Source organism: Lysinibacillus sp. RS10 (assembly GCF_041956855.1).
Lineage (GTDB): Bacteria > Bacillota > Bacilli > Bacillales_A > Planococcaceae > Lysinibacillus > Lysinibacillus xylanilyticus_A.
The window spans coordinates 3,170,602-3,193,542 of the sequence record NZ_CP167122.1 but is presented as its reverse complement, the minus strand read 5'-3'; the positions used below and the strand labels follow the sequence as shown (position 1 = coordinate 3,193,542).

25 protein-coding genes and 1 riboswitch are annotated in these 22,941 nt (G+C 37.1%); of the genes, 14 read left to right on the top strand and 11 right to left on the bottom strand.

Annotation, left to right across the window (positions count from 1 at the left end):
• The first annotated feature begins 40 nt into the window (after positions 1-40).
• From ACB089_RS16385 to ACB089_RS16375, 3 genes are all read left to right on the top strand, one after another.
• Complete coding sequence (locus ACB089_RS16385; RefSeq protein WP_374967355.1) at positions 41-214, top strand: hypothetical protein; 174 nt, start codon at positions 41-43, stop codon at positions 212-214.
• A 98-nt stretch (positions 215-312) separates the two neighbouring features.
• Positions 313-711: a MarR family winged helix-turn-helix transcriptional regulator gene (locus ACB089_RS16380; protein ID WP_374967354.1), complete on the top strand. Its 399-nt coding sequence runs from the start codon at positions 313-315 to the stop codon at positions 709-711.
• Between the two features lie 4 nt (positions 712-715).
• Positions 716-1,906: an MFS transporter gene (locus ACB089_RS16375; RefSeq protein WP_374967353.1), complete on the top strand. Its 1,191-nt coding sequence runs from the start codon at positions 716-718 to the stop codon at positions 1,904-1,906.
• A gap of 46 nt (positions 1,907-1,952) precedes the next feature.
• Here ACB089_RS16375 and ACB089_RS16370 read toward each other — a convergent pair whose 3' ends face one another.
• The 6 genes from ACB089_RS16370 to ACB089_RS16345 all read right to left on the bottom strand — a co-directional run bounded on the left by ACB089_RS16370 (position 1,953) and on the right by ACB089_RS16345 (position 7,262).
• The gene (locus tag ACB089_RS16370) at positions 1,953-2,564 is read right to left on the bottom strand and encodes a C40 family peptidase (protein WP_374967352.1); all 612 of its coding nucleotides are present in this window, start codon (positions 2,562-2,564) and stop codon (positions 1,953-1,955) included.
• A gap of 650 nt (positions 2,565-3,214) precedes the next feature.
• On the bottom strand, positions 3,215-3,460 hold the full coding sequence (locus ACB089_RS16365) for a hypothetical protein (protein ID WP_374967351.1): 246 nt from the start codon (positions 3,458-3,460) through the stop codon (positions 3,215-3,217).
• Between the two features lie 1,138 nt (positions 3,461-4,598).
• Positions 4,599-5,006, bottom strand: a complete 408-nt coding sequence (locus tag ACB089_RS16360) for a hypothetical protein (protein WP_374967350.1) — start codon at positions 5,004-5,006, stop codon at positions 4,599-4,601.
• Positions 5,007-5,527: 521 nt separating this feature from the next.
• The gene (locus ACB089_RS16355) at positions 5,528-5,908 is read right to left on the bottom strand and encodes a hypothetical protein (protein ID WP_374967349.1); all 381 of its coding nucleotides are present in this window, start codon (positions 5,906-5,908) and stop codon (positions 5,528-5,530) included.
• Positions 5,909-6,182: 274 nt separating this feature from the next.
• The gene (locus ACB089_RS16350; protein WP_374967348.1) at positions 6,183-6,464 is read right to left on the bottom strand and encodes a hypothetical protein; all 282 of its coding nucleotides are present in this window, start codon (positions 6,462-6,464) and stop codon (positions 6,183-6,185) included.
• 405 nt (positions 6,465-6,869) lie between these two features.
• Positions 6,870-7,262 carry a ribonuclease HI family protein gene (locus ACB089_RS16345; protein ID WP_374967347.1) on the bottom strand — a complete coding sequence of 131 codons (393 nt, stop codon included), beginning with the start codon at positions 7,260-7,262 and terminating at the stop codon, positions 6,870-6,872.
• A gap of 171 nt (positions 7,263-7,433) precedes the next feature.
• Between ACB089_RS16345 and ACB089_RS16340 the strand changes: the two genes are divergently transcribed.
• Positions 7,434-7,625 (top strand): zinc-finger domain-containing protein, encoded by a 192-nt coding sequence (locus tag ACB089_RS16340; RefSeq protein ID WP_068982684.1) that lies wholly within the window; start codon positions 7,434-7,436, stop codon positions 7,623-7,625.
• A gap of 288 nt (positions 7,626-7,913) precedes the next feature.
• On the opposite strand, the gene ACB089_RS16335 is transcribed toward ACB089_RS16340, so the two are convergent.
• Positions 7,914-8,897, bottom strand: coding sequence for an SEC-C domain-containing protein (locus tag ACB089_RS16335; RefSeq protein WP_374967346.1), 984 nt, complete (start codon positions 8,895-8,897; stop codon positions 7,914-7,916).
• 771 nt (positions 8,898-9,668) lie between these two features.
• Here ACB089_RS16335 and ltrA point away from each other — a divergent pair.
• Complete coding sequence (gene ltrA / locus ACB089_RS16330) at positions 9,669-10,931, top strand: group II intron reverse transcriptase/maturase (protein WP_374963429.1); 1,263 nt, start codon at positions 9,669-9,671, stop codon at positions 10,929-10,931.
• Positions 10,932-11,023: 92 nt separating this feature from the next.
• On the opposite strand, the gene pepF is transcribed toward ltrA, so the two are convergent.
• Positions 11,024-12,838, bottom strand: coding sequence for an oligoendopeptidase F (pepF, locus tag ACB089_RS16325; RefSeq protein WP_374967345.1), 1,815 nt, complete (start codon positions 12,836-12,838; stop codon positions 11,024-11,026).
• Positions 12,839-13,112: 274 nt separating this feature from the next.
• Between pepF and ACB089_RS16320 the strand changes: the two genes are divergently transcribed.
• The 4 genes from ACB089_RS16320 to ACB089_RS16305 all read left to right on the top strand — a co-directional run bounded on the left by ACB089_RS16320 (position 13,113) and on the right by ACB089_RS16305 (position 15,158).
• Positions 13,113-13,436, top strand: coding sequence for a hypothetical protein (locus tag ACB089_RS16320; protein ID WP_374967344.1), 324 nt, complete (start codon positions 13,113-13,115; stop codon positions 13,434-13,436).
• Between the two features lie 153 nt (positions 13,437-13,589).
• Entirely contained in the window at positions 13,590-14,120 is a 531-nt protein-coding gene (locus ACB089_RS16315; RefSeq protein ID WP_374967343.1) for a hypothetical protein, read from the top strand.
• 81 nt (positions 14,121-14,201) lie between these two features.
• Positions 14,202-14,642, top strand: a complete 441-nt coding sequence (locus tag ACB089_RS16310; protein ID WP_068982679.1) for a Dps family protein — start codon at positions 14,202-14,204, stop codon at positions 14,640-14,642.
• Between the two features lie 183 nt (positions 14,643-14,825).
• A complete protein-coding gene (locus tag ACB089_RS16305; RefSeq protein WP_374967342.1) occupies positions 14,826-15,158 on the top strand; it encodes a general stress protein in 333 nt (110 codons plus the stop codon).
• A gap of 231 nt (positions 15,159-15,389) precedes the next feature.
• Here the strand turns inward: ACB089_RS16305 and ACB089_RS16300 are convergent, their stop codons facing one another.
• Positions 15,390-16,289, bottom strand: a complete 900-nt coding sequence (locus tag ACB089_RS16300) for a DMT family transporter (RefSeq protein ID WP_374967341.1) — start codon at positions 16,287-16,289, stop codon at positions 15,390-15,392.
• A 134-nt stretch (positions 16,290-16,423) separates the two neighbouring features.
• Between ACB089_RS16300 and ACB089_RS16295 the strand changes: the two genes are divergently transcribed.
• From ACB089_RS16295 to ACB089_RS16285, 3 genes are all read left to right on the top strand, one after another.
• Complete coding sequence (locus tag ACB089_RS16295) at positions 16,424-17,299, top strand: LysR family transcriptional regulator (protein WP_374967340.1); 876 nt, start codon at positions 16,424-16,426, stop codon at positions 17,297-17,299.
• 186 nt (positions 17,300-17,485) lie between these two features.
• Positions 17,486-18,160 (top strand): phosphopantothenoylcysteine decarboxylase, encoded by a 675-nt coding sequence (locus ACB089_RS16290; protein WP_374967339.1) that lies wholly within the window; start codon positions 17,486-17,488, stop codon positions 18,158-18,160.
• Positions 18,161-18,491: 331 nt separating this feature from the next.
• Positions 18,492-18,587, top strand: a riboswitch (SAM riboswitch).
• Between the two features lie 69 nt (positions 18,588-18,656).
• The gene (locus tag ACB089_RS16285) at positions 18,657-18,812 is read left to right on the top strand and encodes a YezD family protein (protein ID WP_083226859.1); all 156 of its coding nucleotides are present in this window, start codon (positions 18,657-18,659) and stop codon (positions 18,810-18,812) included.
• Positions 18,813-19,110: 298 nt separating this feature from the next.
• Here the strand turns inward: ACB089_RS16285 and ACB089_RS16280 are convergent, their stop codons facing one another.
• The gene (locus ACB089_RS16280; protein ID WP_374967338.1) at positions 19,111-19,599 is read right to left on the bottom strand and encodes a flavin reductase family protein; all 489 of its coding nucleotides are present in this window, start codon (positions 19,597-19,599) and stop codon (positions 19,111-19,113) included.
• Positions 19,600-19,824: 225 nt separating this feature from the next.
• Here ACB089_RS16280 and ACB089_RS16275 point away from each other — a divergent pair, with 225 nt between their 5' ends.
• Positions 19,825-20,610, top strand: coding sequence for a VOC family protein (locus ACB089_RS16275; protein WP_374967337.1), 786 nt, complete (start codon positions 19,825-19,827; stop codon positions 20,608-20,610).
• Positions 20,611-20,695: 85 nt separating this feature from the next.
• Here ACB089_RS16275 and ACB089_RS16270 read toward each other — a convergent pair whose 3' ends face one another.
• Positions 20,696-20,896 (bottom strand): cold-shock protein, encoded by a 201-nt coding sequence (locus tag ACB089_RS16270; protein WP_068982672.1) that lies wholly within the window; start codon positions 20,894-20,896, stop codon positions 20,696-20,698.
• 213 nt (positions 20,897-21,109) lie between these two features.
• On the opposite strand from ACB089_RS16270, the gene ACB089_RS16265 reads away from it, so the two are divergent.
• On the top strand, positions 21,110-22,789 hold the full coding sequence (locus ACB089_RS16265; protein WP_368637431.1) for a formate--tetrahydrofolate ligase: 1,680 nt from the start codon (positions 21,110-21,112) through the stop codon (positions 22,787-22,789).
• Positions 22,790-22,941: the final 152 nt, after the last annotated feature.

Sequence of the window (22,941 nt, the reverse complement as noted above, 5' to 3'; positions counted from 1 at the left end):
AGAGAAATCGCTGGTAGTGTCAGGAGGATCGCTGATAAAAGTGAAGAAATCGCTGATAATGCCAGGAGAATCGCTGATAAAAGTGAAAATCGCTGATAATGCCGGGAGAATCGCTGATAAAAGTGAAGAAATCGCTGATAACGCCAAGAGAATCGCTGATAACAGCATGAAGATCGCTGATAAAAAAGAAGAATCAATCACAGTCAATCTATAAAGGAACTTTAATAAAACTTCAAAACTTGCTTTACAATGAAAAAAATGAAGCGTATAGTAATTATTTAACTAGGTAAGTAAATTTCAAGGAGAGATAAAATGAATCCTATATTTCATGCTTTATTCCAAAAAAGTCGTTATTTAACGAATTCTTTAAATGAAGTACTGAAACAGCATAATTTGTATAGCTCACAATGGGCTATTTTATACTGCTTACATAAGCACGGTCCAATGACGTTAACGCAAATCTGGAAGTATTTAAATGTGGAGGCACCAAGTATAACAAGAGCAATTACTCGACTCGAGTCTTTAGGGTGGGTACTAAGAATGGATGGTGAAGATAAGAGAGAAAAAATTGTTACCTTATCTTTATATGCAGAGGAACAGTTGCCAACTATTACTGAAACCATTTTAGCTTTTGAAGAAGAAATGGTAGGGGCATTGACTGTTGAGGAACAGCAGCAATTAATAATTTTATTGAAAAAAATGAAAGGTTGATTACATGCAACAAGAAGAGAATACAAAAATTTGGACGAAACGGTTTATTAGTCTCTTTTTAACAAATATCTCGGTATTCTTTGTTTTCTATGGGTTGGTAACGACTTTACCACTATATGCGATAGGTGAGCTGCATCAAACAGATAAGGAAGCTGGATTGTTACTGTCGGTATTTTTATTATCAGCCATTATCGTTCGTCCGTTTTCAGGTAAACTATTAGATGTCTTTGGGAAGAAAAAACTTCTAGTTATTTCGATTGCCGGCTATTTTTTATGTACGGTTTTATATTTATTCATTCATCCTTTTGGACTTTTACTAGGCTTACGTTTTATTCAAGGGATCTTCTTTAGTATTATTACAACAGCAGCTGGCTCTTTAGCTGCAGATATTGTGCCAGCAAACCGTAAAGGTGCCGGCCTTGGCTATTTTACAATGTCTACTAACTTAGCGGTAGTTATTGGGCCATTTATCGGCTTACTGCTTATTCAATATAGTAGCTTCAATGTACTTTTTATTGTTATGAGTATTTGTATATTAGCAGGGGGTATCCTAGCTGTAACGGTGAATACCGATGATTTACCCAAGCCTGCATATCAAGGGAAATTAACCTTTAAATTTGATGATTTATTGGAACGTAAAGCACTCCCAGTAGCTGCTATCGCTAGTTTAGTAGCTTTTTCATATGCGAGTGTATTATCGTTTTTATCAGTGTACGCACAGCAAAAAGATCTAATGGCTGTAGCGAGTCTATTTTATGCAGTTTTTGCTGCAGCTATGCTTATTACACGTCCATATACAGGTAAGCTTTATGATACAAGAGGACCGCAATTTGTTATTATTCCTGGTATTATTTCCTTTGCCATTGGGCTTGTTATGCTCGCATTTGTCTCAGGACCGGCATTATTTTTATTTGCCGCCATTTTTATTGGATTTGGCTATGGAGCAGTGACGACAAGCTTACAAGCACTAGCTGTACAATCTACTGTACACACGCGCAGTGGTTATGCAACTGCAACGTACTTTACGATGTTTGATATTGGGATTGCTCTCGGTTCTTATATTTTAGGGATAGTGGCAGTAAAAGCGGGCTATTCTGCTGTTTATCTAACGGGTGCAGGTTTACTGATCGTTGTTTTTTTCATTTATTTAGCACGATTAGCCAAAATAAAAACAAAAAAAGTAGTACACGTTTAAGCATAAAAAAACAGTTGGTCAAAATCGCCAACTGTTTTTTCTTTCACTATATACGACCATAGCCAACAAAGTGCTTCTTCCAATAAGAGCTACTAATGCTAGCGATATTAACACCACTATTACTCGCATTAATCATTTGATTATTTCCAATATAAATGCCCACATGTGAGATACCTGCTTTATATGTATTGGCAAAAAACACTAAATCACCCACTTTAGGTGTGCTAACTTTTTTAGATGTATTGTAAAAACCTGCTGCTGTTTTACGAGCTGTCGGAATACCGGCTTTATTAAAAACGTAAGTGACATAGCCGGAACAATCAAAACCTGTGCCCGGTGTATTTCCACCGAATGTGTATTTAACACCTACATATTGTTTAGCGATTTGTACTAGGTTAGTTGTTGGTTTAGGTGTAGACACCGGGGTATTGAGGTTTAACTTTTGTCCAACGTGAATTGTTGGAGAAGATAAGTTATTCCATTTCATCAATGTTTGATAAGAAACACCCTGTTGATTGGCAATCTTCCATAAAGAATCACCAGATTTTACTGTGTAAGTTGCCGCTGATGCTGTTTCAATCGTTGAAAAAAGTACAGATGTACTTAATACCAATGTAGCTAATTTCAATCCCCATCGGTACTTTTTATTTTTTTTCATTATATGTATCCTCCTAAAAACTTTAAAGATTATCAATTGGTATATAAATGATATTAACATTGTAATATTACAGTTATATGTCAACAAAATAACATTAAGGATACAATTTATACGGATAATAATTAGAAAATTACTACACATTATAGCATTCATTGGTTGAATACATTTTTTTGAAATTACTCGTTAATATAAGGCTCTGGTTTTTGAGTGGCAAATTCATAAAAATCTACCTTTCTAACGTTTCAATCTTTTGAAAAATCTCTTTGTAATCATTGTTATTATAGGTAATATATATACACTAAAACTTTTGCGAGGGTTAGCGTCAGAAAAAAGCGGATTTACAACGTTAAGAAATATGCATAATATTATTCATTAAAGTCGATAGTGCAGCAGTGTTCCAAATACCACTAAAGCAATGATATGACTTACTTTTAAGAAAGTGCATAAAAAGCTGTATCAACAATGTGCCATAAAAAAAGCGACAAACGCCGTTGAATCAACGTTTGTCGCTTTTTTATATGTTTCCAAACTTGCGTTTGGGTTTTGTATACGTTATAAGTCCTTGTTGCACTAAAGCACCCGTTGGTTTAAGTGCAATTCTTCACAATATAAGAAGTAAGAATAAATCCATAAATCGCTTTCCGTCATCTTTAAACAACAAAGAAGGTTATAAGTCCCATATAAAGAAAAAAACTTAAAAGAAATAACAATCCGAAAACTAATCCTTTTATCTCTTTGTAATAATTACGTATCAAATAGAGTAAAGGTATTCCAAAAACAAGTGATATATCTTTACCTGTATTACCGTAAATATCAATTAAAAAATCACTTTCCATAGAACCTAATACAAGACCATTTAAAGCAAACAAGGATAAAAAGCAAAAGGAAATCTGCATACAAACACCTCCTATGATTTATCCTTCCCTTTTCTATTTGTGTTCTTCATACAGATAGGTAAGCCTTTGAAATTATCGCCAGCTTTTCCCCCTGTTCACACCGTACGTGCGACTTTCACCGCATACAGCGTTCCAACTAATCCAATTCAATTAATCATCAACACTTCTGATATCAAAATACCTTCTATGTCTCAATTCTTCCGTTTCAATAAGTCGGTGCCTCCCTTGGAAGGTGAACCTCTTTTAGTCTCACGAGAACCTTATTAACCGATAAAGATTTGCCAAGCATGATTAAATAATTCTTCATTAGTCTAGTGGCTATCCCTCCACGTTCATTACACGCTTCAACGGTACTGTGCCACCACTTTCACTGATATAAAGTAAAGTTATATAACCGCTAATCTTACGATTATTTTCCTTCGCAACGCTTCAAAGAGAGTAAGCCCTCCACGTTATCAGCTTACAATGTTGAATTATATCTATTATAGAATGAAATTAGGTGCTTCCTGTAAGCCTGTTAGCATTCATACGCCTGTAACGTATCATGGATTTTCATATTAGCTAGTCTTACTCACCCACATCTAACCTCACAATTTGGTGACATACACATTTCTATGTATCGCAGTTATAGGCCCGTACATTCAGAAGTTTGTCAGCTTAACCTTTTCTTTTAGGTTCATTCGCATTCTCACCATATTCATTCAACTCAAGCACCATGATTTACACCACCCCCGCGGGTAGGCTTTCGTCAGCCGAACTGTTACGGTAAATTCTCACGCCTTTTCGCCGAGCTTATAACACTTTCATTCTTACTAAATCAAGTGCTATTCGACTAAGAGAGAACCCTTCCGAGCGTTACCTCTTCATTTGATTCTTCGATATAACCCTTCAATTCCGAAAGGAACTGCCTAGCTTTACCAGAGTAATGTGACCATTCTCCATTTGAGCTAGGAACATTTCGCACAACTAACCTGCACCGTTAGCACAAGAAGCGACTGCTCTAATTGAACAATCGCACCCGTTAGCCATCCATGAAGTGCAAAAATCAGCACTTCACCACAGAAAATGAAAGATGATTAAATTCTTTCATGGGAGTTGAAGAAGAAACTCACATATTAAAAGTTAAATACTATTTCATTTACTTAAATTTTAACTCAAATTCTTCTACCTTATCGTTCCACTCAATTTTAAACGGGATAACTGTTTGTTCATTAATGTAATCAGCGTTTGTACTTTCATTATCTTCATATACGATAGCCTTTTTTGAAGATAACCCATCTGGTCTATTTTCAGAACGTCTTCGTTCTTCTGTACCGTATTTATAACTGTAACTTATTTGATGTACATATTTTAAATCTTCTAAATCACCTTTGTATTTAATACTCAAGGTGAAATCTGTCCCATCTAAATCTTCTTTAACTATTGTAGCTCTCCAGTAATCTGCCTCTCCAGAAAAAGTTACTTCCCTAGTAACATTAGAATCGCCGTTAGAACAACCTCCTAAAATAATTAGTGCAAATAATAAAATAACCATCGTCTTCTTCATAAACTCACCCCCTCGAATTTATTTTATAAACTCCATAAATTGTGAAATAAATACATAATCATAACACTAACCTGCACCGTTAGTTGAATAAAAAACGCACCGAAAGCGTCCTTTGGTAACATTTCATTGAGATTCTATTTATATGTTACTGCCATTCAGAACAAGTGGATCGAACAGTCTTCTTTAAAATTATTTTTCGCAGCGTCTCAGAGTGTTATTTTCTATAAAAATCAGCGACAAACACTATTAAATCGGTGTTTGTCGCTGTTTGAAATGTTACCAAGCTTGATTTGGGAACGTTTATTAGTATTGTTTTGTATAGCTTATAAGTCCTTGTTGCACTAAAGCAACCGTTAGCGTAACAAAATACTGCCGATTGCGGAGCAATAACGATACCTATGGTTCACAACGTTCTCGACCAAGTAAAAAAATATTAGGTATCTCTCTTAATTCGGTTTCCTTCTCGATGGAAACATGGGTTGGAGCGATAGTTGAACATGAACGTTATCAGAAGCGTTCTACTAGTCATATTGTGAGTACAGCGCAAGCATATCATCAGCACAGCCAGCTGTGATCGTATTTGCTTGTTCAGCATGTTTTACGGCCTCAGCGTAAAGTTGTAGATTAAAACTAACAGAAGCCATTATTAAATGCCATTCAGCGTCCGTAATTCCCTTATCAGAAACAGTTTGCAGCAGCCTGTATGCTTGCTCAAATGGATTGGTCTGGTTAGAATAATCTTGCAGATAATTCAATGCCCTTGCAAATGCTAAAATCATTTCATATGACCACTGTTCCTGAGGGTACTGCTGCAGGATTGATTTTATTTCATTATAATTACCTACAAGCTTCATTACATCCATCTCTGCCTCAAGATCGTTTATATACTGTATGTCAATCATTCAGCTTGCTCCCTTCTATATTCATATGCCAATTTTACTAATTATTGATACATGATGTAAAAGAGGATTTCGCCTTATTTTTTGCAATCCTGCCCGTTAGCTTAATGCCGTTCCCAGTCTAGTGCTATATTTTCTCAGTCTACAACTTTATTTTCCAAAGACACCTGCTTGTTCAACTAACCTGCTGCGTTAGTTGAAGTGTAACCTTCCCAAAGCGAGATTTGGGGACATTTTGCTCTTAACGTTGTAAATCCAAATGAACAACAATAAGTAATTATTTTTTATTTTTTAGTTCTAAAAGTATAGGTGCTATATTTAGTAAGATAGAAACAATTGTCAGAAACCAAAACGCCTTATTCATATTAGGTACTTCCCTTAAAGCCGACCAATCTTCACCTTTTATCCAATTAGATACAAGGCTATGTTCTGCACAGAGTGTCAATGCTGTAAATGATAACCCCATTGCCATCGCAAGTTTATAATCTTTACCTGTTGTATACATATAAAGATTTATAAAAGTTGCTACTATAGCAATAAGACCTAATATTAACCACATAATGACACCTCCCTTTTTCAATATAGACATAAATTGTAATTAAATTGTGCTCAAACCCTCGTTTGGGCACTTAAATTGCTTAGCGTTGTAAATCCGCATAAATCTGTCACGTATTCAGCCTTAAAAGTTGCATGCCCTTCATTTTAACTCTCCCCTGAGTATCTGGAATCCAACCTTGATGAGATAGAAATTCTTCGGAAACGGCATGCTCTAACGCGCTAGTTCGTTCTGCACCCTAGATCTTAGAATGAATGTTAGTAATAGTCGAATATCAACACCTTAATTAAACAGAGCCTAATAAAAAAAGAGTAAAAAATAACATATTGGGGGATAGTAAGTACCTGAACGAATTGAAGGGACTGACACTTGATGGATGTAGGCAAGGGACAGTCCTCATAATGTGGTTTATTTTTTTTCTTTTTGAATTGCGTTTCGTGCAAGTGCATCTGCAGCTTTATTTTGCGTATCTGGAACCCATTTGATGAAAAATAAATCGAAGCTGCGTGCAAGTGTAAGTGCCTGCTCAAGATAAGGTTTAAATTCCTCATTTTTGACATATTCTTTTTCCATAGAGGCTACAACGATTTTTGAATCAGAACGTACTGAGACAATGTTTGAACCGAGTTTTTGTGCTTCTTCAAGGCCACGTACTAAGGCAGTAAACTCAGCAATATGGTTATTGGCTTGCCCTATATACTCACTGATTTGTATATGTTGACCTTCTCCTTTAATAAATATTCCAATACCACTAGGGCCTGGATTTCCTGCACTGGCAGCATCTATGTTTACTTCTAACATAAAATCCCTACTTTTTAATTTAGATTTTACTTTAATTGTACATCAATAGTGCTTTTACACAATATCTTAATGAGATGAAGATCAACAAAAACAAAATAGTTGCTTGATCAAAACGTTCACTTCATAATAGTAAGAAGTGAAATTTGGACGTGAAAGGAGCAAGAGCTCAAAATGGATAAAGTGACGGTTATGAAAGATATTGATGAACTGCATGATACGTATTGCGCTGATTGCCTAGTGATAAAGCAATTACGAAAAGAGCGTGGTAAGCCTGGAGCTCATCGTTTCTGTATTGAAGCTTGCTCAGTAGGGGAGAGACTACAGTTTCTAGGGGAAGAGCTTCTAAAGGTTTACAGTAGGTAATGTCTGCGAATTTTAAAGGCTTTGACAAAGTAATCATAAGTACTAAATTGAGTACGTTAAAATAATAGTGATAAAAGTTTTATTTTTGCATAAAAAATAATCATATTTACTAAATACAATGCATAAATAACAATATGTTCGGAAATAATGGAATTGGTTGGTTACCATAGAAAAAGCTACTTTGTTGATAGGTCCTTACTTATTACAAAAGTAGCTTTTTTCTATTTATACACAAAGAGCCGTACACTTTAAGAAAAAAGGTGTACGGCGTCTTTTTATTTTTATGCATTATTTAGTTGCAACATAGTGACTTAAGTCTTGATAATATTTTGTCAGAGAGGAAGCTGAAATATCAAACGTTGCTGCGATTTCTTTTACTGTCATTGATAGCGACTCGAATAACTCTTTTTCCTGACCATATCGAATCGCACCAGCAGCAATGGCAGCCTCTTTACGCGCAGCTGGTTGTCCTTCAATTAAATAGTCCTCTAAAAGCTCTAACATAGGAGCTGTTTCACGATCATTTTGCTCAAGGAAATCTTTAACTTGTGTAAGTACATTGCTTTCAAAGTTAGTGAATTCCTCGCCTTTATAACCATTTGAAACAAGTAATTCCCAGAAGGATAAATGATCTTCTTTTAAGAACGCTTCAACCTTCTTGTCAGAAGCCTCAAAATTTTTCTTGAATTGCTCAAATACTTTTGCATGATCTTCTGGGAAGAAAATCAGCGTTGAAACAGCTAAATAATACTCTGATTTTTTTGTACCATCTGGTAAAATGAATGCAAAAACATGCATGCCTTCAGGAATTGGCTTGTCATTTTCTCGACGAATATAAATTTCTTCATTTGTTAACACATGTATAGCCTTGAAATATTTTTCTTCTACAACTGACACAGAACCAATAAATAAGTTTGGTTGTGACCAGCCTTCTAGTACTTTTAACGTAGAAGGTCTTACCGCTTTTTTCTTCGTTTTCTTTAAGTAACCTTTCCAAATAGATGGCTCTTGATGGAAGAAGAAGTCGTCTAACGCGATTGCCTCAATTAGCTCTCTTTGTAGTACGCTTTCTAATTTTGGCTGCCATGTGCCTACATGTTCGATATAGGCACGAACATCTTTGCGTTCAGGATATTCTAAGTAAAATGTTTGTAGTACACGCTCTAATTCTTCGATTGCTACAGTTTCTACTGTAACCTGCTGTTTACCTTCACAACATTTTTTATATTTTTTGCCGCTACCGCATGGGCATGGATCATTACGTTTTACCATAATTAGAAACACTTCCTTTGAAAATTGTTAGTCGAATTTTGCTAAATAATTTGCTTACACTTAATAATAACGGTACATTAGTACGAAGAAAAATGATAGTCTATTTAGAAATATCTAAAAAAGGTAGATGGACGCCCTGATTATAGTATATGTACATATTTTCTAACTTAGAACTAAAAAAAGAAACCATCTACGCCTTAAAGCGTTGGATGGTTCTTGTGTGCGCCCGGCATGCGTATGAACTATAGGGTGCAAGTCCCGAACCTCGAAGACAGAAGTAGAGGTTAGCCAAGAGCAAGGGTGTCCGTGGCGACGCGGAATCTGAAGGAAGCTGGAGGCAAAACACCGGTCCGAGGAACACAAATCTCATATAAGGCTAGGTATGATTGGATGAGTGTGCACAACAACACAAAGTCCTTTCTGTCGAAGGTCATATCGAGTAAATGAGGCGGATAGATGGTGTGAAAGTGCATACGCTTACCCGGGGAGGTCTGATGGAAACGCAAAGTACACTTTGTAACCTACTTAGCGATAGGTAGCTGAACCATCAGAAGTCAGCAGAGGTCATAGTACCATTCACTTCTAGAATGAATGGAAAGGACCGAACAATTCGGAGAGAATAGCCCTTGGCATGCAGTTTTCTATGATAAACACAGAAAATCCAGAAGGACCGACTTAATGGAGGTAATGGTGAATCCCATGAGGGACATTGAGCGGGTGCAGTAGAAACTGTTATAAGAAGACAAGCTATTCACGGAGGAGTCGAACGAGATGTTAATGAATCAAATTTTATCACGAGAGAATCTGCTTCTCGCACTCAAACGGGTGGAACGAAACAAAGGGAGTCATGGAGTAGACAAAATGCCCGTAAAATTCCTACGACAGCATGTAGTCGAAAACTGGCTAACGATTAAGAAGCAAATTCTTGAGGGAACCTACCAACCACAACCAGTTCGCAGAATCGAAATCCCGAAACCTGACGGCGGTGTGCGACTATTAGGAATCCCAACCGTGACAGACCGACTCATTCAACAGGCAATTGCCCAAGTGCTATCCAACCTATACGACCCGAACTTCTCGAATCATAGTTACGGATTTCGACCAAAACGAAGTGCTCACGATGCAATCCGAGAAGCCAAAGGCTATATAAAAGAAGGATATCGCTGGGTAGTAGATATGGACTTAGAGAAATTCTTCGACAAAGTAAACCATGACCGTCTAATGAGTACATTAGCGAAGAAAATTTCTGATAAACCTCTACTCAAGCTGATTCGTAGATACTTGCAATCGGGTGTCATGATAAATGGTGTCGTTTATGATACAGATGAAGGAACACCCCAAGGGGGTCCACTGAGTCCACTTCTCTCAAACATTGTGCTGGATGAATTAGACAAAGAATTAGAGAAACGTGGTCATAAATTTGTCCGTTACGCCGATGACTGCAATATTTATGTGAAAACAAAACGAGCAGGAGAACGAGTGATGGCAAGTATCAAAACCTTTATTGAGAAGACGCTGCGATTGAAAATAAATGAGAAGAAATCCGCAGTGGCTCGTCCTTGGCAACGTAAATTCCTAGGATTTAGCTTTACCTCCCGCAAAGAACCACAAGTTCGAATTGCGAAAGAGAGCATAAAGCGAATGAAGAACAAAATTCGGGAATTAACAGCTAGAAAGAAGCCATTTCCAATGGAGTACCGAATTCAACAATTGAATCAATACTTAATTGGGTGGTGTGGCTACTTTTCATTAGCGGATACGAAATCAATATTTGAATCACTGGATGGATGGATTAGAAGAAGACTTCGCATGTGTTTATGGAAGAATTGGAAGAAGCCTCGTACGAAAGTGCGCAACCTTATTCGCTTAGGAGTTCCAGACTGGAAGGCTTACGAATGGGGCAATACTCGCAAGAGTTACTGGCGTATTTCGAAAAGTCCAATATTACACAGAACCCTTGGTAACTCTTATTGGAGTAACCAAGGGCTCAAAAGTCTGCAAGCTCGTTATGAAATCTTGCGTTATTCATCTTAATTGAACCGCCGTATACGGATCCGTACGTACGGTGGTTGGAGAGGTCGGGAGTTAGTCACTCCCTCCTACTCGATTAAGCAGAGTAGGGTTGCTTATCCTTTAATAGCTTCAATTCCCATTGTTAATCGTTCAAGCTCATCAACGAGGTGACCGATATAAGAAATCGTATCTCGAAGCGGCTGCTCTGTTGTAATATCAACACCTGCCATTTGAGCTAGCTCTACAGGTGATTTCGTGCCACCAGCTTGGAGGACAGCTAACCATTCATCTACCGCTGTACTGCCTTCCTTTAGTATACGCTGAGATACTTGTGTAGAAATCGTTAAGCCTGCACTATATGTGTAAGGGTATAAGCCCATATAATAGTGTGGTTGACGCATCCAAGTAAGCTCTGCACCTTCAGAAATATCGACAGTATCGCCCCAGAAATCTTCAAGGACAGAACGTTTTAATTGATTTAAAACTGTAGCATTAACAGCTTCACCAGCGTCAATTAATTCATATACTTTTCGTTGATAGGCTGCTTCTAGTAAGTGTGTCACGAAGTTATGATAATACGTTTTGGACACAATATTAGAAATAACCCAGCGTTTGAAACGAAGGTCATCGTTATGAGTTAATAAATAATTTGCTAGTAGCATTTCATTCATTGTGGATGGTGCCTCAATAAAGTATAACGAAGGACGACTGTTAAAATAAGATTGATGTGCATGCGCATTCGCAAAATGACCTGCGTGTCCTAACTCGTGGATCAGAGTGAATACCTCATTCATACGTTCATTCCATGACATTAAAATATATGGATGACTGCCATATGGACTCGAACAGAATGCGCCCGTAGATTTTCCTTTGTTTGGTGCATAATCAATCCAACGCTCGTTAAAAGCCTTCTCCATTAAGTTCTTGTATTCTTCACCCATAACTGCTAACGCTTTTTCTACATAACTCTTTGCTTCAGCCATTGTTATTTTAGGATCGTAATCTGGATCAAGTGCTATCTTTAAGTCAGCAAATGTCATTTTCTCGATGCCATTCGCTTGTTGAATAAGCTTTGCGTAACGGCGCATATGAGGGGCAAGCTCTTTTGTAATAAGATTTATTTGACGATTATATAGCGATCGATCAACATCCTGATCAAACAGTAAATAGTCAATGACAGAGTCAAAGCCTCGTAAATCAGCCATTGTTTTTTCTTGTTGGATATGTGTGTTATAGATTTTGGCAGTTGTGTGCTGATAATCGCGTAATTTACTGGAAAATGCCTCAAATGCAGCGCGGCGTACATTTGTATTAGCCTCAAACTCCCAGTTATTTTCGTATAATACAAAGCTTAGTGGATGCTTTTCACCATTTGCCTCAAATTGTCCAAAATGCATATCAACTAGCTTTGCCGTATTATACGTTTCATATGGTGCCTTAAAAGTTGAACTGAATGAAGCTAATGCTTTTTCCACTTCTGGATGTAGCTGATGAGGCTTTTGCTTTAACAATTCTTCTAAGTAAATCTTGTAAATAGGGCTAGACTTCGCAGCTTCTTGTAAAATCACTTCATCTAATGCTAGTAATTCACTGCGTACAAATGATAGTGCACTACTAATTTTTCCGACTGCGGTACTGAATTTTGCAGAACGCATTTGGGCTACGTCATCCGTACGATCTGCTTGAATATTTAAGTTTGCATAAGCGCCAATAGGAACAATGCTTTCTTGTAATGCTTCAGAAGCTGTTAATACAGCAATCACCTGTTGGGCATCTGTAATTGTACCTTGATACTTGCGTTCAAAGTTTAGTGCATCCTCTACAAGCTGAGCTAAAGCAGGCTCAAAATCCGCATCATTTTCAAGTAAACCCTTTAAATCCCAAGTTTCTTCTACTGGTACATCTTTTCGTAATGGTAAAACCTCCATCAATTAACACCCCTTTTAATGTAACTGTCTCCATTATAACGAAACTATTTCGGAAAGTGAAATAATTATAGAGAATAGTTTTAATATTCTTAAATAAAAAACAATAAGATTGTAGAAACTTATGTTCGTGTTAGCTATAATGGTTTTAAGATAAAGGGGGAATGAAATGATCATGCAATTAGTTTTGGAAAAACCGGACGTGTATAAGGTTAGCCAGTTGAATCAAGATAATCTATAGAAAAAAATAATTGCGGATTTGTTTGAAGATTTTTTGTTGTTCTTTTTGCCAGAGTTACATGCAGAAGTGGATTTTTCTAAGCGAGTGGAATTTTTACAGCAGGAGCTTTTCAAAGAAATTATTGAGTATCGTCAAGGACGCAAAATAGCCGATCAAATAGCGAAGGTCCATCTCAAAGATGGAAAAGAGCAATGGATCTTCGTTCATACGGAAGTACAAGCTATAGATGAAGTGCATTTTGCGAAGCGCATGTTTGAGTACTTCTATCGTATAAGTGATCGGTATGGTAAGAAGGTTGTTGCTATTGCAATTTTCACCAATAAGAGTACTAAAAGCACGAACCAGTACCATGATAAATAGTACGGTACGGAAATAAAGTACACTTTCAACTTCTTTCAGCGAATGTTCAAACATTTGCTGAAAGAAGTTAAAGCCTCCGGCGGATGTCACGGAATCGGAAAGGAGTTCTTTGTGCACAAAGCCGATTCCGGACGCAATTATGCCGAGGCATAATTGATTCAGTTTGCTGTGTCAGATTTTGATGAAGAAGCATTGAAAAAATCACCTAAGCTGTTTAGTAAAGCGTTACTAGCTTCTATTTATTTGAATCGTACTAAAAATAAAATGAGCTTGCGTACTGCATATAAAAGGGCTCTCCTAAGAGAAGTGTGGTTATTAAATAATATTGAACGAACAGAAATAAGAGCACTTCTTTACTTTATTGATTACTTATTGAAACTACCAAAATCTATGTCAGAGCAGCTTGTAAAAGATATTAAAGATGAGATTAGTGGGGAGGAAGAAATTTTGAATCTATATAAAGAGGATTTACCACCAACACTTGCTGGTGTTTTAGAATTAGAGAGACAGGAATGCTTTAAGCAAGGTATCGAACAAGGTATCGAACAAGGCATCGAACAAGGCATTAAACAAATAATTATTGGTTTGATTGAAAAGGGTGCTGAAGATGAGTGGATTGCTGAAGTTGCAAAGCTTCCAGTAGCAAAAGTACAAGAAATTCGTAAGGAGCTTAAATCCTGTTAATGAAAAAACTGTGCGTATAGCCAACATGCATTGTTACACATACTAAGGGATAGAACAAGTGACATAATTGGAGGAGAAATAATGACGCAAAACTTAAACAAACAATTGAATAAACTTGTCGCTACATGCTCGGTACTTTATACAAAATTGCACAATTATCATTGGTATGTAACAGGTAACGCCTTCTTTACACTACATGCAAAATTTGAAGAATTATATAATGAAACAACATTAAATCTAGATGAAATAGCAGAGCGCATTCTTTCGAAAGATGGCAGGCCTGTAGCAACTTTAAAAGAGCATCTTGAACTATCATATGTTGAGGAAGCGACAGGAAATGAGACAACCGAGGAAATGGTAGTTACAACCATTTCGGATTTCCAAAAGCTAATGAAAGCTTTAAACTCAACAATGGAGCTAGCGGCTGAAGAAGGAGACGACCGAACAGAGGATTTACTTAATGCCATGTTTCAGTCCCTTGAAAAGCATACTTGGATGTTAAAAGCATTCCTAGGTGGCTAATAACCAAAAGGTAAATAGTAAAAGAGGCAATGCATAACTTATAAGTAAGTGCCCATTGCCTCTTTTTTCATTTAATAAAAACGCCAAACCATTGTAACAAGACGTGAATAGGTAGCAAAATGTTTTTTTCTTGAAAAATAGGGTAAATACCTAGTAAGCCATATAAATTAGGAGGAATTGAACATGATGAATGAACAAAACTCACAAATTGAAGTGGCCCATACTAGGGAAGAAATGCTTCATATTTTAGAAAGTATGCGATTAAAAGCATTTCAAATAGAGGACATTCACATTATTGCAAAGGATCCAAGCAAATTAGAGGATGTAAAATGGGATACTGACGTTAAAACACATGAGGTAGGGAATTGGGTGGATCAATTTAAATCATGGTTTACTGGTGAATCAGCTGTAACAGAAGGATTAAAGAGATTTGATCTTACTGAGGGACAAACAGCATACTATGCTCAACTCGTAGAACTAGGTGCTGTTGTATTATTTACTGAGTGTGGGACTTAACTGAGTCTATGATGACATCAACTATTTAGAAAGATAATCATTATCGTCATGATCCGCTTAGTCCTCGTCTAACTGTACCAGAATCTACTCTTTATAATGTAGAAACTCCTGAATATTACGAGGAGCGTATGTATGAATGAGGCAGAACAAATTTGAAGATATCCACACAATACAAAAAACCGAGTGAATGTACATGCATCACTCGGTTTTTTGTATTGTGTGGATTCAATATTAATGAATAGCTTTCTCATGTTCTTGTTTTTTAATAAAGCGTAAAACATGAAGATGCTCTAATTGCGCAACAAGGTTACCAATCAGAATAAAACTACCACCAATTAATAATTTTATCGTTATTCCTTCGCCGATAAACATCATTGCAAACATCGCTGCAAAAATCGGCTCTAAAGAAAAAATAAGTCCTGTATGTGTAGCAGAAGTATACTGTTGTGCAACAGTTTGTCCTACGAAGCAAAATGCACTACAAATGACACCTAGCCCTATAATGGCAATCCATGCAGTCGAGGTACTTGGAAGTGTTGGTGTTTCAAAAATGAATGTTAAGATAAGTGCATAAAGTCCTGCAAAACCAAGCTGGTAAATACCATAGGAGATTGATTCTACGTTTTTTGTAAATGTACTATTTAATAATAAGTAAATTGAATAACATAGTGCTGCGATGGCTACTACAATATCCCCTTTTTGAAAGGAAACTGAGCCATGAGTAGTTAAAATTGTAATGCCAATCATTGTGCAAATGATCGCAAAACTAACTGCTTTTGAAGGTAATTTTTTTTCAATAAAACTGCTAAAAATAGGTACTAAGACAACTGTTAAACTTAAAATAAATCCAGCGTTGGATACCGAAGTTGTTTCTAGTCCGATTAAGCTAAGAGCGAACACAATGAATAATAGTAACCCTTGAATAGCTGCATATTTTAATGTTTTTGCATCGACCTTAATTATTCGTTTATAAAAGATAATACCTGCTGCCAAAAATGCGATGATACAACGCAACGCCACCACATTATAAACTGCCATTGTTTCAAGTCCCATTACCATAAAGGTATAAGATAATCCCCAAAACATTGTCACAATAACCATCAATAAATTTGCTTTTCCCTGGATCCCCATTGTGCCCACCTACAATCTGTGTACTAAAACAGTTTTCATTCTAAAAATTACTATATATCTTGTATTGTGATTAGTAAAACGAATGTTTATAATGATTAGTATTAAAAAAATTCATGTATATAGAGGGACAGGCAATGAGTTTAGTGAAATATGAGATTTTGAATAAAGTGGCTGAGGTAGCAAGCTTTACAAAAGCAGCAGATGCTTTAGGTTTAACTCAATCCGCTGTAAGTCATGCTGTTTCAAGTTTAGAAAAGGAGTTCGGCTTTGCGCTCATTCATAGAAGCCGCGCGGGTGTCACGTTAACGAGCGAAGGGGATACCATGTTAAGAGCAATGAGACATGTCCTTGATGCAGAGGAATTACTACAACAGGAAGCTGCACATATACTTGGTGTTACTCGTGGAAAAGTGCGAATTGGCGTCATCTCAAGTATTTCCTCAAACTGGATGCCTGAAATTGTTCGTATTATGGACAATCAATTTCCTGGCATACAAGTCGAAATGCGAGAGGGAGACTATTATGAAATTGAACAATGGCTACTGAGTGGGGAGGTTGATGCTGGATTTTTAAATGGTCAAAAGTCTGGGCAATTTCAATATATCGAACTCCAGCAGGATCCATTGTTGTGTATTGTCTCCGATAAAAGTCTACTTTATGATAAAACAGAAATTGATATAGTGGAATTAGAAGACATGCCATTTATCATGACTTCTTATAAAGGGACAAATGATGTAAAAGTACTTTTAGAGCAATATCACGTAAAGCCAAATATTCGTTTCGAACTATCAGAAGAGGTAGGGATAATTTCGATGATTTCTCACCAGCTTGGCATTAGTATTTTACCGAAATTAGTTACGAATAACTTGCCTACTACGATAAAAGCCATTCCTTTAAAACAAGGTGGTTATCGTACAATTGGAATAGCAATGAAACACCAGGCATCACCCGTGACCAAAAAATTTGCGGAAATATTAAAAACCTGGTTGAAAGAACAAAATATGGAATAATTTTAGCTCATCACCGAAAGTTGTACCCAGTCGGAACGGAAATCAACTACACGTTATGGTGATGATCCAAAAATTTTGAGCTAACTTATAGAGAAGAGCAATATGCCCTATAAAAACAACATTGAAGCTTAACATATCCTTAAGTTAAAATAGTATTTGTATATTTTTTAGAAAAAAGGTGAGTGTATGGGGACATTACGAGGTAAGACCGTACTCATTACAAGTGGGGGAACGCTTGAAAAATGGGACCGTGTGCGAGGGCATACGAATTTATCAAAAGGGTCGATGGGCTGTTATTTAGCTGAGGCGGCACTAGCGGCTGAAGCTAACGTCTTGTATATGCATGGTTATTTCGCACAACTTCCGACAAACAAAGATAAAATGCGTACCATTCGATTTGAAGGTATAGAGGATTTAGGCGAGAAAGTTCGACAGGCTGTTCAGGAAGAACAGGTGGATATCGTTATTATGGCGGCAGCTGGCTCAGATTGGCTCATTGATAAAGTATATGACCAATCCGGAAATTTAATGGAGGAAGCAGGTAAAATGCCATCTGACGAGCCACCTATCATTCACTTTAAAAAGGCACCTAAAGTATTAGGTCAGATAAAAGAGTGGCAACCGAATGTTACTTTAGTGGGCTTTAAACTCGAGGCAACAGATGATGAGGAATTTTTACTGTCTCGCGCACGTCTACGGATGGAATCGGCTAACGCTCAGTTTATGGTAGCAAATAGCTCGCAGTCATTATATGGTGGAGATGAGCCACATTGGATTGTACCAGCTAAAGGCGAACCAACAAAGGTAGTGGGCAAGCAACAAACAGCGAAAGCATTAATAGATTTTTTACAAAATACGTAAAGTGAAAACTGTGTAGAGAAAATGATCTGCACAGTTTTTTTGTTTTGTTTAAATTATTTAGTGAATATTTAAAAAGAAGTTGTATGCGTTAGGTTTTCTGAAAATGCATTTCATTCTGTAATAAGTGAATGGTGGGAGTAATACTGCCTTTTAATACGGAATAAAATAACTTGTGTATAGTAAGCTTCAAGGAAAATAAACGTCTTAACTAAAATATTCGAACTTTAAATAATCCTTTTTACTTAATTACAAAGTATTCGACTAGGAATTGTAATATTTATATTGACAATAGGTTTTCTGAATTATAGAATTATTTCCAAGAAACATAATACTCTTATCGAGAGAGGTGGAGGGACTTGGCCCAATGAAGCCTCGGCAACCAATAGTGTAGGTGCCAAATCCAACAGGGCTATCTGAGAGATAAGGGGGCTATAAATCAATTTGATGCGTTGGCCTCTTATGTACAAAAAGTATGTAAAAAGAAGGGGTGTATCGGATGACTCAACAGGCAAAGATCGATGACAAAAAGCTAGAGGCAATTGCAAAGGCCATTCAGAATTTAGAATATGGAGAAGTGAACATTACGATTCAAGACGGTGTCATTGTTCAGATTAACAGACTTGAAAAGCAGAGATTTCCACAGAAAAAGTAAATAATAGGATGTCAGTTTGCTAGATATTTGAAGGCCACAAAGAAAGCAGGGATTATTTTCTTTGCTTATTTGTGGCTTTTTTTGGAAGTTAGCCAGAGGTGCTGGATTATTGTAGAGGTCCTGCTGTGCAGTATCTCCGTTAAAATTGAACATTCTTCTTTAAGATATCGACATTAATAGCGTTTCATCATATGGCTCAATCTTCAGCAATTGTTTATGATACAAAAAAACAGGAGGATTACGATGAACCATCCTGTTTTTACATGTAGTCAATTCTAATTGCTTATGAGATAGTATCTTAGCTATAAAAACTTTTAGGGATTTCCCCAATATGTCTACGATGATAGAGTAGGGGCTCCTTTTGTGCATGATCAATGGCTAGGACCTGCCCAATAAATATCGTATGGTCTCCTGCATCGATTTGTTGAAAGGTTGTGCATTGTAAAGTGGCTACAGTATCGTGTAAAACCGGTAGACCATGAACGGAAGTTGACCACTTTGCCTGAGCAAAACGATCTGGGATTTTACTTGAAAATAGTGTACATAAATGTTCTTGATTGCTCGCTAAAATATTCACAGCGAACTTTTTAGCTGCTGTAAAATATGGATGAAGCTGTGATTTTTTATCGAGCGACCATAAAATAAGCAGTGGATCTATGGAAACTGACGCAAAGGAATTGACAGTTAAGCCAATAGGTTCATCAGCGTCATTACAAGCTGTGACAACCGTAACGCCTGTTGGATAATTACCCAATGCTAGTTTAAAAGCAGCTACTTTGTCTGTCATTCTAATCACCTCTTGTTATTTTATGTGAATATAACATCGATTTACCTAAATGAAAAACTTTTTTCTTTGATGATCAGCAAATAGTAACTTCCTTGCTGAGCATCTTGAAATAGTTAGCATAAAATATAGCAACTTCTTAACAAATTGAATATTCTTAATTTTATTTTAAACCAACAAAACTAACAGGTAAAGTATATAATGGTGGGAGAAAAAAGGGGGGTAGTCATGACTTTATATTTTGACCATCTAGTTCATCAAGTTCAATCACCAGACAATGCAAAGGTTTTTTTAAACAAACGTAATATCCATACAGTTAACGGCGGTCAACACACAATGTGGGGGACATATAATGCGCTAAGCTACTTTGGATTAAACTATATTGAGCAAATAGCAATTTATGATCGTCATTTATTTGAAAATGCAGCGGAATTGCCTTATTCCCTACACTATACGTTTAAGCGGGCGCAGGAGCATTATGGATTTTCACGAATTGCATTACGTACAAAAAATATTGAAGAAGAAGGACAACGTTTGCGTGCACTTGGTTTTGAGGTGTATGGTCCTGATGCTTGCAGTCGAACAAGACCAGATGGCTCCGTCATAGAATGGAAGCTATTGCATTTTGGGAAGTCAGAGCAGGCAATTGATTTTCCTTTTTTAATCGAGTGGGCTGCTGATGATGAGGACCGTTTTGCACAATTACAGGCAAGTGGGGCAATCCATCCAAAACAATCGATCACAATGGAATCGGTGCAATTTTATGTAAAGGATGTGCGAGCTACAGTGAAATTATGGCAGGAGGTATTGCAATTACCAGAGCCTGAGCAACATTCACAGTATATGTCCTTGCGCTTTCCGAATATTCGTTTAGATTTTTATGAAAAAGATGCTGCAACTGCGATGGCACTTGGTCATTTAAGTGAGGGACCATTTGGGGTGACACTTAAAGATCCTGAAAAAATAAGAGAAACAATAGTATTTCCAGGAGCTTTTTATTGGATCAATCGTTGAAGTTTTAGCTAGTAGTAGTCAATAGAAAACAAAACATCAAATATTTAAAAAGGAGCCGTTCAGCAATCGAACAGCTCCTTTACGCTTATAATTTCACAACATTTGACGCCTGTGGTCCGCGATTTCCTTCCACTACATCAAATGTTACCTTCTGACCTTCATCAAGTGTACGGAAGCCTTCCTCTTGGATCCCCGTAAAATGTACAAATACATCTTCTCCATCATCACATTCAATAAAGCCATAACCTTTTTCATTATTGAACCACTTTACGATTCCTTGTTGCATAAGCATTCGCCTCCATTGCGCTTGAATGTAAAACTAAATCAATCAAGTCGTGATAGTATTGAGAAAATGTGAAAAAATGCATTTTCACTTAGAACATACATGAATTGAGCAAAGTTGTCAATTGATTGTCGAAATGCTTGTATAACTAATTAGGATTTCTTGTACAATAAAGTCTATAATGGAATTTAACAACATAGAAAGTAGGTATGCCATATGACAACGAAAAATCAACCTTTAACAGATTTAGAAATTGCTAGTCAAGCGGTTATGAAGCCTATTACCGAAATTGCAAAAGCTGCAGGTATTTCAGAGGATGCACTGGAACAGTATGGTCGCTACAAAGCGAAAATTGATCCTTCAAAAATAACAGCACGTGGTGATGATGCGAAGGTTGTATTAGTAACAGCCATTAGCCCAACTCCAGCAGGTGAAGGGAAATCAACTGTAACTGTTGGACTTGCTGATGCACTTCATCAATTGAATAAAAATGTTGTTGTAGCTTTACGTGAGCCGTCACTCGGTCCTGTTATGGGTGTAAAAGGTGGCGCAACTGGTGGTGGATATGCACAGGTTGTACCAATGGAAGATATTAATTTGCATTTCACTGGAGATCTTCATGCAATTACGACGGCGAATAATGCATTATCAGCCTTTATTGATAATCATATCCACCAAGGAAATGCTTTAAACATTGATCCTCGTCGTATTATTTGGAAGCGTGTAATGGATTTAAATGATCGTGCTCTTCGTAAAGTAGTTGTGGGTCTCGGTGGTCCTGTGCAAGGGATGCCACGCGAGGACGGCTTTGACATTACTGTTGCATCAGAAATAATGGCAGTCTTCTGTTTAGCGACAAGCATTGATGATTTGCGTGAACGTTTAGCAAACATTGTGTTCGGTTATACATTTGATCGTGAGCCTGTATTCGTACGTGATCTTCAAGTAGAGGGGGCATTAACATTATTATTAAAAGATGCCTTCAAACCAAATTTAGTACAAACACTTGAAGGGACACCTGCTATTATTCACGGTGGACCATTTGCTAACATTGCACATGGCTGTAACTCGATTATGGCAACACAAACAGCACGTAAGCTAGCTGATATCGTCGTAACAGAAGCGGGCTTCGGTTCAGATTTAGGTGCTGAAAAGTTCATGAACATTAAAGCACGTAAAGCAGGCTTCAAACCAAGTGCAGTAGTGATTGTGGCAACGATTCGTGCATTGAAAATGCATGGTGGTGTAGCGAAAACAGCACTCGTTGGCGAAAACGTAGATGCACTTTTACAAGGAATTGAAAACTTAGAGAAGCACGTTGAAACAGTTCGTACATTTGGGGTTGAACCAATTATCGCGTTAAATCGCTTTATTACAGATACAGAGGCTGAACTTGAAGCAGTATTAAACTGGTGTCAAGAGAAACATGTACGTATTGCTCGTACAAATGTCTGGGAAGAAGGCGGAAAAGGTGGCCAAGCCCTAGCAGAACAGGTGCTAACTGTACTTGAGGAAGAAAATAATTTCTTACCATTATATGATGTAACAGAATCCATTGAAGAAAAGGTACGTACGATCGTGCAAAAAGTGTATGGTGGGAAAGATGTTCAATTTACCGACCAAGCGAAAAAGCAAATCGCTCAAATCGAAAAATTCGGCTGGGACTCTATGCCGATTTGTATGGCCAAAACGCAATACTCATTATCGGACCAACCAAGTTTACTTGGTCGTCCTGAAGGATTTACAATCACAATCCGTGAAGTCATTCCAAAACTAGGTGCTGGCTTCTTAGTTTGCTTAACTGGTGACATTATGACGATGCCAGGTTTACCAAAAGCACCAGCAGCATTGCGTATGGATGTTGATCATGAAGGACATGCGGTAGGATTGTTCTAAATAGAGTTTGAATTTATCATTAATTAATAGAAGATATTGAAAATAAATGTATGAAAGCTGCTCTTTTTATCTGAGAAAGGGCAGCTTTTAGCTTATTTTTGCGGAATTCTCCCACTGTAGCACATTATTTTAAAGAAATTTCACTTTTGTAC

What these genes read in the sequence shown, in the direction of transcription:
- ACB089_RS16380 (WP_374967354.1), top strand. Translation starts at nt 313, where the DNA reads ATGAATCCTATATTTCATGCTTTATTCCAAAAAAGTCGTTATTTAACG.
- ACB089_RS16375 (WP_374967353.1), top strand. Translation starts at nt 716, where the DNA reads ATGCAACAAGAAGAGAATACAAAAATTTGGACGAAACGGTTTATTAGT.
- ACB089_RS16370 (WP_374967352.1), bottom strand. Translation starts at nt 2,564, where the DNA reads ATGAAAAAAAATAAAAAGTACCGATGGGGATTGAAATTAGCTACATTG.
- ACB089_RS16365 (WP_374967351.1), bottom strand. Translation starts at nt 3,460, where the DNA reads ATGCAGATTTCCTTTTGCTTTTTATCCTTGTTTGCTTTAAATGGTCTT.
- ACB089_RS16360 (WP_374967350.1), bottom strand. Translation starts at nt 5,006, where the DNA reads ATGAAGAAGACGATGGTTATTTTATTATTTGCACTAATTATTTTAGGA.
- ACB089_RS16355 (WP_374967349.1), bottom strand. Translation starts at nt 5,908, where the DNA reads ATGATTGACATACAGTATATAAACGATCTTGAGGCAGAGATGGATGTA.
- ACB089_RS16350 (WP_374967348.1), bottom strand. Translation starts at nt 6,464, where the DNA reads ATGTGGTTAATATTAGGTCTTATTGCTATAGTAGCAACTTTTATAAAT.
- ACB089_RS16345 (WP_374967347.1), bottom strand. Translation starts at nt 7,262, where the DNA reads ATGTTAGAAGTAAACATAGATGCTGCCAGTGCAGGAAATCCAGGCCCT.
- ACB089_RS16340 (WP_068982684.1), top strand. Translation starts at nt 7,434, where the DNA reads ATGGATAAAGTGACGGTTATGAAAGATATTGATGAACTGCATGATACG.
- ACB089_RS16335 (WP_374967346.1), bottom strand. Translation starts at nt 8,897, where the DNA reads ATGGTAAAACGTAATGATCCATGCCCATGCGGTAGCGGCAAAAAATAT.
- ltrA (WP_374963429.1), top strand. Translation starts at nt 9,669, where the DNA reads ATGTTAATGAATCAAATTTTATCACGAGAGAATCTGCTTCTCGCACTC.
- pepF (WP_374967345.1), bottom strand. Translation starts at nt 12,838, where the DNA reads ATGGAGGTTTTACCATTACGAAAAGATGTACCAGTAGAAGAAACTTGG.
- ACB089_RS16310 (WP_068982679.1), top strand. Translation starts at nt 14,202, where the DNA reads ATGACGCAAAACTTAAACAAACAATTGAATAAACTTGTCGCTACATGC.
- ACB089_RS16305 (WP_374967342.1), top strand. Translation starts at nt 14,826, where the DNA reads ATGATGAATGAACAAAACTCACAAATTGAAGTGGCCCATACTAGGGAA.
- ACB089_RS16300 (WP_374967341.1), bottom strand. Translation starts at nt 16,289, where the DNA reads ATGGGGATCCAGGGAAAAGCAAATTTATTGATGGTTATTGTGACAATG.
- ACB089_RS16295 (WP_374967340.1), top strand. Translation starts at nt 16,424, where the DNA reads ATGAGTTTAGTGAAATATGAGATTTTGAATAAAGTGGCTGAGGTAGCA.
- ACB089_RS16290 (WP_374967339.1), top strand. Translation starts at nt 17,486, where the DNA reads ATGGGGACATTACGAGGTAAGACCGTACTCATTACAAGTGGGGGAACG.
- ACB089_RS16285 (WP_083226859.1), top strand. Translation starts at nt 18,657, where the DNA reads ATGACTCAACAGGCAAAGATCGATGACAAAAAGCTAGAGGCAATTGCA.
- ACB089_RS16280 (WP_374967338.1), bottom strand. Translation starts at nt 19,599, where the DNA reads ATGACAGACAAAGTAGCTGCTTTTAAACTAGCATTGGGTAATTATCCA.
- ACB089_RS16275 (WP_374967337.1), top strand. Translation starts at nt 19,825, where the DNA reads ATGACTTTATATTTTGACCATCTAGTTCATCAAGTTCAATCACCAGAC.
- ACB089_RS16270 (WP_068982672.1), bottom strand. Translation starts at nt 20,896, where the DNA reads ATGCAACAAGGAATCGTAAAGTGGTTCAATAATGAAAAAGGTTATGGC.
- ACB089_RS16265 (WP_368637431.1), top strand. Translation starts at nt 21,110, where the DNA reads ATGACAACGAAAAATCAACCTTTAACAGATTTAGAAATTGCTAGTCAA.